This window comes from Streptomyces sp. CB01201 (genome assembly GCF_002803085.1).
In the GTDB taxonomy this organism is placed as follows: domain Bacteria; phylum Actinomycetota; class Actinomycetes; order Streptomycetales; family Streptomycetaceae; genus Streptomyces; species Streptomyces hundungensis.
On the sequence record NZ_NNBJ01000001.1, the window covers coordinates 312,127 to 324,611 of the forward strand.

The window sequence follows — 12,485 nt, forward strand, 5'->3', positions numbered from 1 at the left end:
CTGGCGTCACTTCTTCATGACCGCCTCCATCACCGACTTGGCGATCGGCGCACCCAGCTTGCCGCCGGCGATCTCCGAGCGCTGGATGTCCATGTCGGAGGGGTCGACGAAAACGGCCACCGCCACCGGTGAGGTGCCGTCGCTCTGCTTGGCGTACGACACGAACCAGGCGTAGGGGCGCTGCTCGCGCACATCGGCGCCGTGCTGGGCGGTGCCGGTCTTGCCGCCGACGGTGACGCCGTCCATCCGCACCTTCTTCGCGGTGCCGTCGCTCGCGGTGAACTCCATCATCTCCTGCACCTTCTTCGCGGTGCCCTCGGAGACGGCCTGGTTGAGGACTTCGGGCTTGGCCTTCTCCAGCGAGGAGAGGTCCGGGCCGCGCAGTTCGTCGACCATGTACGGCTTCATGACCTTGCCGTCGTTGGCGATGCCGGCGGTCACCATCGCCATCTGGAGCGGGGTGCTGGTCAGGCTGCCCTGGCCCATGCCGGTCAGCGCCGTCTGCGGCTTGTCCAGCTTGTCGGGGTAGCCGCTCTTGGCCGTACGCACGGGGACGAACTGCTCCTGGTTGAACCCGAACTTCTCGGCCGTCTCGCGCATCTTGTCCTTGCCGGTCTTCAGCGCGGTCTGGAGGAACACGTTGTTGCAGGACCACTGCATGCCGGTCTTCAGGGACACCTTGTCGCACAGCGCGTTGTCGACGTCGTTGCCGACCTGGGTGGTACTCAGCGGCAGCGTGTACGGCGCGGGCGCGTCCGGCATGGCGGCGTTGATGTCGGTGACCACGCCGTGCTCAAGCGCGGCGGCCGCGGTGAGGATCTTGAAGGTCGAGCCGGGCGGATACACCTCGCGGATCGCCCGGTTGTTCAGCGGCTTGCTCTTGTCGGCGTCGAGCTTCTGGAACTCCTCGCCCTCCTTCTTGGAGATCCCGGAGAAGACCGAGGGGTCGTAGGAGGGGGTGCTCGCCATCGCGAGGATCTTCCCGGAGCGCGGATCGAGGGCGACCACCGCACCCTTGGCCTTGAGTTTCGTCAGACCCTCGTACGCGGCCTTCTGCGCGGCCGGGTCGATGGTGGTGATCACATCGCCGCCGCGCGGGGTCTCCCCGGTGAACAGGGACTTGGTCCGGTCGAAGAACAGCCGGTCGTCCTTCCCGTTCATCACCTTCGCGTGCACGCCCTCCAGGAAGGTGGCCCCCTGCGCCTGGGAGAGGTAGCCGGTGACGGGCGCGTACATCGGGCCGTCCTTGTAGGTGCGCTTGTACTTGAAGTCGGAGCCCGGCGTCGCCACCGACCCCGTGATCGGCTGCCCGCCCACCACGATGTCACCGCGCGGCTGGGCGAACGCGTCGATCTGCACCCGCCGGTTGTGCTCGTTGTTGGCCAGGGTGTCGCCCTTCACGAACTGGACCCATGTCGCCCGGATCAGCAGGGCGAACACCATGACCCCGCAGAAGGCGGCTATGTGCCGCAGCGGCTTGTTCATCACGCTCCCAGAGACGTACCGAATGGGGTTCAACCGGACATGTAGTGATCAGCAGAACAGGTCCGGCACCCGGATGTCCAAGAGCGCTCAGCCATCCCCTGTCATAGGGATTCGACTATCAGTGCAGGTCATGGCGGCATGAGCGGCCGTCGCGCGTCCCGCGCGGCGATATGGCTGTTACGGAAGGGTCATAAATCGGTCATGTGTCCAGTGCCACCGGCCGGGCCCCGGGTGCCTTCGGGCCGGGCAATGCCCGACCTCACGTCGTGTGCAATTCACCGGGAGCACATATGGCGATCCCATACTCACAGCGCGGAAGCCCATGCGGAAACCACAGAGGGATTCGACTGTGCCCCACGTCGCGGAGAACGCCACATCCATGCTCTCGATATCCACCGCACCCGCCGCCACCGGTTCCTACACCACCTCCATCGCGGACACCGAAGAACAGATCCGGGCCGCACAGCGGCTGCGGTACCGCGTCTTCGGCGAAGAGATGGGAGCGGCCCTCGCCACCCCGCTGCCCGGCCACGACATCGACGCCTTCGACGCGCTGGCCGACCACCTGATCGTGACCGACACCACGACCGGCGAGGTGGTCGGCACCTACCGGCTGCTGCCGCCCGGCCGGACCCAACGCTCCTACGCCGAGGCCGAGTTCGACCTGGCCTCGCTCGCCGGGCTGCGCCCCGCGATGATCGAGGCCGGGCGTTCCTGTGTGCACCCGGACCACCGCTCGGGCGCCGTCATCAACCTCATGTGGTCCGCGCTCGCCCGCTATGTGCTGCTGTCCGGGCACCGCTATCTGGCGGGCTGCGCCTCCGTACCGCTCGCCGACGGCGGCGCGGCCGCCTCCAGCGCCTGGCTACTCGGCAACGCCAGGCACTCCTCGCCCCCCGAACTGCGGGTCCACCCCCACCGCCCGTGGCTGCCGACGGCCCCGGCGCCGGGCCGCCCCGGCTACGCCGACCTGCCACCGCTGCTGCGCGGCTACTTCCGGCTCGGCGCTTGGATGTGTGGGGCGCCCACATACGACCCCGAGTTCAATGTGGCCGACTTCTTCGTGCTGCTCGACATGGACCGGCTCGGCGAGCGCTACCGCCGCTACTTCCTCGGAGACGCTTCCCGGCCCGGAGACGCCCGGCCCGGAGACGCCCGATGAGCCCCTGGTCGGTGGCGGCGCCCTGCACCCCGGACTGTCTGGACGACAGCACACCCCGGGTGCCGCTCACCGAGACGGCACGCCGGTACGCGGCCCTCACCCACACCCTGATCCGATCCGTGGCGACGGGCGAGCGGCTCGCCGACCCGCGTGTGCTGCGCGGCCAGGCCCGGGCCGTCCTCCACGCCCTGGGGGTGCGCCTGGAGACCGGGCCGCCGGTGCCGGGGATCACACCCGGCGCGCTGGTCGTCGCCAACCACATCTCCTGGCTCGACGCCGTGGCGCTGCTCGCCGTCGAGCCGGTCACCGTCCTCGCCAAGCGCGAGGTCGGCCAGTGGCCGGTGGTCGGCACGCTCGCCCGCCGCATCGGAACCCGCTTCATCGACCGCGGCGCCGTACGTGAACTCCCTGACGCCGTAGCCGAGTTGACCGATCTGCTGCGCTCGGGCCGGTCCGTCCTCGTGTTCCCGCAGGCCACCACCTGGTGCACCGTCGCGGGCGGCCGGTTCCACCGGGCCGCGTTCCAGGCCGCAGTCGACGCGGGCGCCCCGGTGCGGCCGATGACTGTCGACTACCTCCAGGGCGGCGTCCCCACCACGGTCGCGGCCTTCCTCGGCAGCGACGACTTCACGACGTCGTTGCGCAGGGTGGCCCAGGCCCGTGCCCTGAGTGTGCGGGTCACCGCACATCCGGAGCTGCGCGGCACCGACCGCCGCACCCTGGCCGCCGCGGCCGCCGCCGCCGTGTGCGGCCCCCGTCCGCCCGCCCACACCGCCACGCGCGTAGCCGCCTGAACGGGCCGTCCGCCCTCTAAGCTGGGCAGCCATGTTCACACCCGAGGGTCCCAGCTTCCGTGAGCTCGCCGTCCAGGCGCTGTCGTCCGTCGAGCACGGCTACGACCTCCTGGCCCCGAAGTTCGACCACACCCCGTTCCGCACCCCGGAGTCGATCCTCGACGCCACCGCCGACGTGCTCGCCGGACTCGGCCCGTTCGGCCGGGGTCTCGACCTGTGCTGCGGCACCGGCGCCGGCCTCGATGTGCTGGGCCGGGTGTGCCGGGAGCGGATCACGGGCGTCGACATCAGCGCCGGGATGCTGGAGGTCGCGGCCTTGGCGCACCCGGGGGCGGACCTGCTGCGCGGCGACGTGCGGGAGCTGCCGCTCGGCGCGGACTACGACCTGGCCGTCAGTTTCGGAGCGTTCGGCCACTTCCTGCCCCGGGAGCGGCCGAACCTCTACGCCCAGGTGTACGCCGTGCTGCGCCCCGGCGGCCGGTTCGCGTTCCCGGTGGCCGCCCCGGCCCGGCCGGGCAGCCCGGGCCATCTCGCTCTGCTCGGCTTCGACGCGGCCATGCGGATCCGCAACGCGCTGTGGCGTCCCCCGTTCGTCATGTACTACCGCGGCTTCGGCCTCGCGGACCTGCGCCGGGAGCTGGCGACGGCCGGATTCGCGGTCGAGCTGTACGCCCTGGAGGCGCTGGGGCGGCGCCCCGACGGCAGCCCGCGGGCCCGACTGGTCGTGGCCACGAAGTAGGCACGGCAAACCCCTTCAGCCACAGGTGAGTTGCGGCGTGGCCCAGTCCGCGTGGTCGTAGTCGACGCCGTCACCGGCGTCCGTCACGACGAGCCGCAGCTCGTTCGCGCCGCTCACGTCGGCACTGATCGCCTTCGCCGCGTCCGCTCCGGTGACCTTGCCGCTGTCGGCGGCGAGCACCCCGTCCCGGTACACCTGGAAGACGACCGAGCCCTTCGCGCCCACCTCGTCGTCCACGCCCACGCTCGACCGGAACGCGCTGCAGGTCCCCCCGAGGTAGTACGTCACCGTGGACGCCGCGTGCGTGCCGAGGCCCTTGGCGTAGACGGTGCCGCCCACGGTCAGGGGCTTGCCGTCGCCCGCGGCCTGTTCGCCGTTGCTGCGGTCGCGCTCGACCGGGCCCCAGCCGCCGGCCGCCGAACTCCACGCCAGGTCGCTCAGGGCGTGGGTACCGGCGGACGGGCCCTGGCCGCAGGCCAGTTGGGGGCCCGCCCAGTCGGCGTGGTCGTAGGTGATGCCGTCCCCGCCGTCGGTCACGACCAGGCGCAGCGTGCCGCCGCCCCGCAGGTCCGCCGCGAGGTGCGCGGGCGGATCGCTCGCGGTGCGCAGCCCGCTGTCGGCGACGAGCGTCTGATCCCGGTAGATCCGGAACACCACCGAACCGCCCGCCGTCGACTCGTCGTCCACGCCCACGTCGACCGTGAGCGAACGACAGCCGCCGCCCAGGTAGTACGTGATGTCCGAGGCGGCATGGGTGCCCAGGCCCTTGGCGTACGTGGTCCCGTTGATGGTGAGCGTCCGGCCGTCGCCCGCGGCCTGTTCGCCGTTGCTGCGGTCGCGCTCGACCGGGCCCCAGCCGTTCACGGCCGACGTCCAGGGCAGGTCGCCGAGCTGGTTCAGGCCGGTCGGCGGCGGCACGGGGGAGCCGGGTGTCACCCGGTACATCACGGTGCCGTGGGCCGGAACCGACGCGCTGATGGGGCCCGTGGTGCTGCTGGTCTGCTTGGACCACAGGTCTTTGAGCGCATACGAGGACGCGCCGCCGATCCCGAGGGCGTCGACGCTCGTCGAGACGGTCCGGGCGGAGGTGTTCTCATTGGTGAGCGTGACCGAACGGCCGCCGTCCGCAAGGGGTTTGGACATCACCACCAGACCGCCGGAGCTGGACACCACCGTGCCCTGCTTGCCGAGCGGGTCCTGGTCGACGGCAATGACGTCGGTGTTCTTGAGGATCGCGAGCGTCGCCGCGCTCGGGTTGCGCAGATCGCTGCCGATGAGCAGCGGCGCCGCCATCTGCGACCACAGGCTGAAGTGGGTGCGGTACTCGGTGTCCGTCATGCCGCCGTTGCCGACCTCCAGCATGTCCGGGTCGTTCCAGCCGCCGGGTCCGGCGTAGGGGGCGAGCGACTGGTTCTGGTGCGCGATGTCGATCATGCTCGACCAGGAGTCGCTGATGTCGCCCGTGGTGCGCCAGGAGTTCCCGGTGCCCGAGGCCCAGTTCCAGGGCTGGTTGGAGCCCCATTCGCAGATGCTGTAGAGGATGGGCCGCCCCGTCGCCTTGAGCGCGTCGCCCATCGCCTTGTACCGCTGCTTCGCGTCGGCGCCGGTGTTGTTGCAGTTGTCGTACTTGAGGTAGTCCACGCCCCAGGAAGCCCACAGATTCGCGTCCTGCTGCTCGTGACCGAGGCCGCCGGGGAAGCCCTGGGTGTCGCAGGTCTTGGTGCCCGCGCTGGAGTAGAGCCCGAACTTGAGGCCCTTGGCGTGCACATAGTCCGCGACGGCCTTGATGCCGTGCGGGAAGCGCACCGGGTCGGGGACGAGGTTGCCGTTGGCGTCCCGGTTCGGCAGCGCCCAGCAGTCGTCGATGTTGACGTAGGTGTAGCCGGCGTCCTTGAGGCCCTGCGCGACGAACGCATCCGCGACGCCCTCGACCATCGACTCGTTGAACTCGCCCCGGCAGTGCGTGGAGTTCCAGTTGTTGAACCCCATCTGCGGGGTGCGCGCGAGACCGTTGTCCACGGCCGCGGCCGGCGGCGCGGCCGCCACCTGCACGGCGACCGTCACACCGCCCGCGAGGAGGGCGAGGGCACCCAGTGAAGCGGTGAGGCGCTGTCTGAAGATGTTCAGTTCGGCAGTCAAGTGCGGCTCCGTTGAAGGTGATTGGCGCACAAACGAACGGTGTCGAACGAAAGCAACCACATCACAGCGCCCGGGCAAGTGCATGTCAAGAGAAGCGGCCGGTGCGTCGCCACCGCCCGTCCGGACATGCGAGAGCCCCCACCGCACCGGCGGTGGGGGCTCCGTCGCGACGGACACGGACACGGACACGGACACGGACACGGACGGCGGACGCCGTGCGCCGGGGGATTGGCAGTCGGGGACTAGCAGTCGGGGACGTGTCCCCACACGTCGACGTACGAGGCGCTGACCCAGCCGCGCGCGTTGCCCAGCCAGTACCACCAGTCGGTGCCGTTCACGTCCGTCCCGTACGTCTTGCACTCCACCCGGTCCCGGGCGCCCGGCGACAGACTGGTCACCACATCGGAGCGCAGCGTCGGGTCCTCCCGTACGTTCAGTTCGATGCGCGAGGTCACGGTGCCCCACACAGGTCCGTCGTCACGGTGTGCCGGGGCCGCGGTGGCGGTGACCGCCAGGGCGACGCCGCTCGCGGAGAGACCGCAGGCGAGCAGGCCCGCGGTCAGTGCTCGACGGGTGCGTCCGGTGTGCATGAGCGACTCCCTTCGTCACTGCTGCCCCCTGGGATGCGCGGGCCGTCGCCGGCCGGCACCCCTCGACGCGTCCCCTCCATCACACACCAGGCCCCCTGGGGGCGCGACCCGAGCGGCGGGGGCCCGGGATCCCCCGGGATCCCGGGCCGACCGGCGGGCGGGCCGCGTCAGGGCGACTCGTGCAGGCGCAGCAGCGACGCCACCAGCTCGTCCACCTCCTCCGGGGTGTTGTACAGCGCGAAGGAGGCGCGGGCCGCCGACTCCAGGCCGTAGTGGGCGAGCGCCGGCTGCGCACAGTGGTGGCCGGCCCGGATCGCGATGCCGTCCCGGTCCAGCCAGGACGCGATGGCCGCCGGGGTGTGGCCCGCCATCGTGAAGGTGAGCACCGCGATACGGCCCGGCGCCGACCCCAGGATCTCCAGGCCCGGCACCATCGCCATCGCCTGCCGCGCGTACGCCGTCAGCTCGTTCTCGTACGCCGCGACCGCTCCGCGGTCGAAGGACGTGAACCAGTTCAGGGCGGCGAGCAGCCCGACCACGCCGGCGATGTTCCCGGTGCCGGCCTCCATGAGGTGGGGCACCGGGGCGAACGTGGTGCGCGCGAAGGACACCGAGTCGATCATGTTGCCGCCGCCCTGCCAGGGCCGCAGGCCCGCGAGGACCTCCGGCTTGACGTAGAGCGCGCCGATACCGGTGGGCGCGTACAGCTTGTGCCCGGAGAAGGCGTAGAAGTCCGCGTCGAGGCCGGTGACGTCAACGGGCAGGTGGGCCACCGCCTGTGCGCCGTCGACCAGCACCTTCGCCCCGTAGCGATGGGCGAGCGCGGTCATCTCGCGCACCGGCGGGACCGTGCCGAGTACGTTGGAGGCCTGGCTGACCGCGACGAGCCGGGTACGGCACGAGAGCAGGTCCGCGTAGGCGTCCTGGTCGATCTGCCCGTCCGGCAGGAGCGGCACCGGGACGACACGGGCCCGGGTCTCGCGCGCGATCAACTGCCAGGGGACGATGTCCGAATGGTGCTCCAGGACCGGCACGAGGATGTCGTCGCCGGGGCCCAGAAGGGCCCGCCCCCAGCTCTGCGCGACCAGGTTCACGGCCTCGGTCGTGCCCCGTACGAACACGATGGACTCGGGCGACGGCGCTCCCAGGAAGTCCGCGACGGCGGCCCGGCCCGCCTCGTACATCTCGGTGGCCTCGCGGGCCATGGTGTGCGCGCCGCGGTGGATGTTGGAGTTGGACGTGCCGTAGTAGCCGGCGATCGCCTCGATGACCTGGCGCGGCTTCTGCGTGGTGGCCGCGTTGTCCAGCCAGACCAGCGGGTGCCCGTTGACGGTGCGGTGCAGGATCGGGAAGTCCTTGCGCGCCGACTCCGGTGTGAATGCGCCCGGTTGGCGCCCGGGCGACGCGACCCGCTCCACAACCTCAGGAGTAGTCATGGTAGTTGGACACCTCGACGTTCTGGAGCACGGCGATCGCGTCCTCCACCAGGACGGCCGTGTTGAAGTACGCGGTCATCAGGTACGAGGTGATGCCCTTCTGGTCGACCCCCATGTTCCGCATGGACAGGCCGGGTTCGACCTCGTCGGGGACCGCGGCGGGCCGCAGCCCGACCACGCCCTGCTCGGCCTCGCCGATGCGCATCAGCAGGATCTCGGTGGTGCCGATGGCTCCGCCGCCCGAGAAGCGGACCTTGTCGGAGGGCAGCAGCGGCACTCCGCGCCAGGTGAGCAGCGGGCTGCCGTACCGGCTGTCGGTCACCGGCGGCACGCCCCGACGGGTGCATTCGCGGCCGAAGGCGGCGATCGCGCGGGGGTGTGCGACGAAGAAGCCGGGTTGCTTCCACACCCGGGCCAGCAGCTCGTCGAGGTCGTCCGGGGTCGGCGAACCGGTGCGGGACTGCACGCGCTGGCCCGCGGAGACGTTGTTCAGGAGGCCGAACTCGGGGTGGTTGAGCAGGGCAGCCTCCTGCCGCTCGCGCAGCGCCTGCACCGTCAGGTTGGACTGGGCGCGCGTCTGGTCGATCGGGCCGTTGTACAGGTCCGCGACCCGGGTGTGGATGCGCAACACCGTCTGGGCGAGCGTCATGTGGTACTCGCGCGGCGCGTCCTCGTAGTCCACATAGGTACCCGGCAGCTCGACCTCCCCGACGTGCCCGGAGCTGAGGTCGATGGGCGCCTCCGCGCCGGGCCGCACCCCGTCGCCCGAGGCGTACGCGTCCATCGCGGTACACAACTCGGGACTCCGGTCCGCGAGCCGGGCGAGGGCCGCCCGGTCGGCGCACAGGGCCGTGCCCGGGGTGAGCGCCTTGACGCGGTACGGCATCGGCTCGCCGCGGGTCCAGGAGTCGAGGCAGAAGAACTGGCCGTCGCCCACGACTTCGAGCAGCGCGTCCTCGCCGTACCGGCCGGTGACGCGCTTCTCCGCGCGGCCCTGCACCAGAACCCACAGCCGGTCCGCGGGATCCCCCTCCTGCACGAGCACCTGCCCGGCGTCGAACGTCACCGGGGTGAAGGCGCCGGCGAGTTCGCCCAGGAGGTCGTCCCCGGCGTCGCGCAAGTAGGGCAGCTCGCGCAGGTCGCCCGGCATGACGCACGGGGTGCCGTCCTCGTCGTACGTGCTGATCCGGTCGTCGCCCAGGACGAAGGACCGGCGGCGGTTGACGCGGTAGACCCCGGATTCGACGTCCACCCAGGGCAGCGCGCGCAGCAGATAGCGCGGGGTGATTCCGCGCATTTGCGGAACGGTCTTGGTGGCGGTGGCGAGTTGCCGCGCGGCGTCCGGGCCGAGACTCGACCGACCATTATTCACAGGAGTGTTCACCAGTACCTCCACGTCGGGGTTGGACGACAACCGATCGTGTTCCTGGAATTTCGGAGCCACAAGGGGCATGTGCCCATGGCAGTCTTGAAAAGGCGCCGACGGGGCCATGAAAAACCGCCCCGACGCAGGTCGGGGCGGTTTGGGTGCATCGCAGAACAGACGCAATTCAAACTGACTGAACGGCTATTACATCCTAAAAGCACGACTTATGGGAATGCCCATTCCGGTCGAATGAGGAGATCGACGGCGTGAATTCGACGAACGCGGGTCAGCGGGCCGCCCGCTCCTCCACAGCGGTGCGCCAGGCCGCCTTTTCCGCGGGTGTTTCCTGTTCGGTCGCGGGGGCGCGCCGGCCGCCGCGGGCGAAGAAGCCGGCCAGCGGCAGGGTGGCCGCGCCCACGGTGACGGCGTCCGGGCCGAGCCGGCCGAGTTCGATGGTGACCCGCTCGGCCGGGTGGCGCAGTGCGTAGGCGGTGGCGTGCCGGCGTACCGACTCCAGGATGTGCGGGCCGAGTTGGAGTCCGGCCCAGCCGCCGATCAGAATGCGCTCCGGGTTGTAGAGGTTGATCAGATCGGACAGCCCGGCGCCCAGGTACTCGGCGGTCTCCTCGATCACCCCGAGCGCGACCGGACTCGCGGCGACGCCCGGGTCCGTGGGGTAGGCGGCGGCGAGGAGGGCGGTCACCGCGGTCTCCTCCCCGGTGTCGGGGGGCAGTTGGGCCCCCGCCTCGCGCCAGCGCTGGATGAGGGCCTCGGCGCCCGCGTACGCCTCCAGGCAGCCGAGCGCGCCGCACCGGCAGCGGCGGCCGCGTACGTGCACGGTGGTGTGGCCCCATTCGGCGGCGCTGCTGTGCGCGCCTCCGTAGATCGCGCCGCCCGAGATGATGCAGGCGCCGACACCCGAGCCGAACAGGACGATCGCCGCGTCGGAGGCCCCCCGGCCGCCGCCGAACCACAGCTCGGCCTGCCCCAGCGTCTTGGTGCCGTTCTCGATGAAGTAGCGCGTATCGGCGGGAAGTCGCAGGCTTTCGCGCAGCAGGGACTCCAGCGGCACCGCGTCCCAGCCGATGGTCTGGCCGTGCACCACGGCCCCGTCGGGGGAGCTGCGGTCGACGATGCCCGGCACGCCGACACCCACGCCGAGCAGGCGGGCCGGATCCAGACCGCTCTCGTGCAGCACGGCCGCGACGCCCTCGCGGATGTGGCCCACGATGTGGTCGACGTCGTAGCCGCCCGCGTCCAACGACAGCTCCACGCGGGCGAGTTCACGCAGGACCAGGTCGAACAGCTCGACCCTGACCCGGGTCTCGCCGACGTCCACGCCGATGAGGTGGCCGCAGCCGGGGGCGACCCGGAGCAGGGTCCGGGGCCGCCCGCCGTCGGAGTCCACCACCCCGGCGTCCTCAAGGAGGCCGTCCGCGACGAGTTCGGCGACGACGTTGCTGACGGATCCTGAACTCAGTCCGGTGGCGGGCCCCAGTGCCTGGCGGCTCATCGGCCCGTCGAAGTACAACCGCCGCAGCACCGCGCTGCGGTTGTCCCGGCGCAGGTCGCGGACGGTCCTTCTGTTCGGTGTGGCCATGTGGCTCCCTCCCTGCGTGCAACATACCGGTGCGAGAGCCCGTGCCGCGCCCTTGTCCCTGGTCTTAACTCATGCCCTAAATTAAGCCATGAGGTTGAAGGGCGCGTGCGAAGGGCGGCGAACTCGTACCGAAGGCCGCATGCGTGGGGGGCGCGGGACCTGTCAGGCCAGATGTGCCACGAGGCGCTCCAGGAAGGCCTGCTGGCCCTTGATGAGCAGCGGGGCCGCGGCCCCGGGGGACAGCCAGGCGAAGCGGTCCATCTCCGGGAACTCGCACAGGGTGCCCGAGCCGCGCGGCCACTCCATGGTGAACGTGCCCGGCACCACGTCCGCCGGATCCAGGTCCCCCGCCACCGCCCACGCCGTCACGGTCTTCCCGGAGCGCTGCACGATCTCGCCCAGCGGCACCCAGGCACCCTCGGGCGCGGGAAGGCCCAGCTCCTCCTCGAACTCGCGCCGGGCCGCCGCCTCGGGCCGCTCCTCGGGGCCGTACTCACCCTTGGGGATCGACCAGGACCCGGCGTCGCGTCCCGAGTGGAACGGCCCGCCCATGTGCCCGACCAGCACTTCGAGCCCGCCCGCCACCCCGCGGTACACCAGCAGCCCCGCGCTGCGCTTTCCTGCCATGCCGCCAGTCTGCGGGCCCGGCCCGCTCGGCGCCATGGGGCGGAGGTGCCGGCGTGGCGATCGTACGTCCTGGCGCCGTGCCGGCTAGGACCGCACGTCCCGGGCCGGGGTTTCCGGCCCGGTCCCGGGGCCGGAGTTCTCCGAGCGCTCGGCCGACACGGCGAGCGTGAAGGAGTGGCCGGCCGGGTCGGCGTAGACGCGTTCGTCGCGCGGCCCGTTGTTGTCCTTGGTGTCGACGGGCATGCCGCCAAGGGTGATCACCTCGCGCTCGGCGGCGTCCATGTCGCCGAGCGCCACGACGATCCTGAGGTGCGCCTGCTGCGAGTCCTCGGGGCGCGGCCAGCTCGGCGGCGCGTACCCGTGGTCGCGGCGGATCGCCAGATGGACGCCGTCGCCGCCGATCACCTCGACGAAGTCCGGGTTCTCGGCGGTACGAGTCTCGCCGCCGAGCAACTGCGCGTAGAACTCGGCGAGTTCGACGGGCTCGGCACAGTCCAGTACGAGGATGCTGGTCTTGGGTACGCTCATGCCGGACGAGTTCCCCCGC

Annotated in this window: 11 protein-coding genes; 3 read left to right on the top strand and 8 right to left on the bottom strand. The window is 71.2% G+C overall.

Annotated elements, in window-relative coordinates; translation table 11 throughout:
• Positions 1-6 precede the first annotated feature (6 nt).
• Entirely contained in the window at positions 7-1,485 is a 1,479-nt protein-coding gene (locus CG740_RS01450) for a peptidoglycan D,D-transpeptidase FtsI family protein (protein ID WP_100573015.1), read from the bottom strand.
• Between the two features lie 379 nt (positions 1,486-1,864).
• Between CG740_RS01450 and CG740_RS01455 the strand changes: the two genes are divergently transcribed.
• Genes CG740_RS01455 through CG740_RS01465 form a run of 3 tightly spaced genes read left to right on the top strand, consistent with a single transcriptional unit; the run spans position 1,865 to position 4,180 of the window.
• Entirely contained in the window at positions 1,865-2,647 is a 783-nt protein-coding gene (locus CG740_RS01455; RefSeq protein ID WP_100573600.1) for a GNAT family N-acetyltransferase, read from the top strand.
• Complete coding sequence (locus tag CG740_RS01460) at positions 2,644-3,441, top strand: lysophospholipid acyltransferase family protein (protein ID WP_100573016.1); 798 nt, start codon at positions 2,644-2,646, stop codon at positions 3,439-3,441. Before CG740_RS01455 ends, CG740_RS01460 begins: the two co-directional genes overlap by 4 nt.
• 31 nt (positions 3,442-3,472) lie before the next feature.
• On the top strand, positions 3,473-4,180 hold the full coding sequence (locus tag CG740_RS01465; protein ID WP_100573017.1) for a class I SAM-dependent DNA methyltransferase: 708 nt from the start codon (positions 3,473-3,475) through the stop codon (positions 4,178-4,180).
• Between the two features lie 15 nt (positions 4,181-4,195).
• Here the strand turns inward: CG740_RS01465 and CG740_RS01470 are convergent, their stop codons facing one another.
• The 7 genes from CG740_RS01470 to CG740_RS01500 all read right to left on the bottom strand — a co-directional run bounded on the left by CG740_RS01470 (position 4,196) and on the right by CG740_RS01500 (position 12,466).
• Positions 4,196-6,403: an NPCBM/NEW2 domain-containing protein gene (locus CG740_RS01470; RefSeq protein ID WP_100573018.1), complete on the bottom strand. Its 2,208-nt coding sequence runs from the start codon at positions 6,401-6,403 to the stop codon at positions 4,196-4,198.
• 158 nt (positions 6,404-6,561) lie between these two features.
• Positions 6,562-6,909 (bottom strand): SH3 domain-containing protein, encoded by a 348-nt coding sequence (locus CG740_RS01475; protein ID WP_100573019.1) that lies wholly within the window; start codon positions 6,907-6,909, stop codon positions 6,562-6,564.
• A gap of 167 nt (positions 6,910-7,076) precedes the next feature.
• On the bottom strand, positions 7,077-8,345 hold the full coding sequence (locus tag CG740_RS01480; RefSeq protein WP_100573020.1) for a cysteine desulfurase: 1,269 nt from the start codon (positions 8,343-8,345) through the stop codon (positions 7,077-7,079).
• Entirely contained in the window at positions 8,332-9,798 is a 1,467-nt protein-coding gene (locus tag CG740_RS01485; RefSeq protein WP_100573021.1) for a family 2B encapsulin nanocompartment shell protein, read from the bottom strand. The genes CG740_RS01480 and CG740_RS01485 overlap by 14 nt, the downstream gene beginning before the upstream one ends.
• A gap of 199 nt (positions 9,799-9,997) precedes the next feature.
• Positions 9,998-11,311, bottom strand: coding sequence for an ROK family transcriptional regulator (locus CG740_RS01490; RefSeq protein ID WP_100573022.1), 1,314 nt, complete (start codon positions 11,309-11,311; stop codon positions 9,998-10,000).
• A 162-nt stretch (positions 11,312-11,473) separates the two neighbouring features.
• Positions 11,474-11,938, bottom strand: coding sequence for an NUDIX domain-containing protein (locus CG740_RS01495; protein WP_100573601.1), 465 nt, complete (start codon positions 11,936-11,938; stop codon positions 11,474-11,476).
• Between the two features lie 84 nt (positions 11,939-12,022).
• Entirely contained in the window at positions 12,023-12,466 is a 444-nt protein-coding gene (locus CG740_RS01500) for a VOC family protein (protein WP_159030184.1), read from the bottom strand.
• Positions 12,467-12,485: the final 19 nt, after the last annotated feature.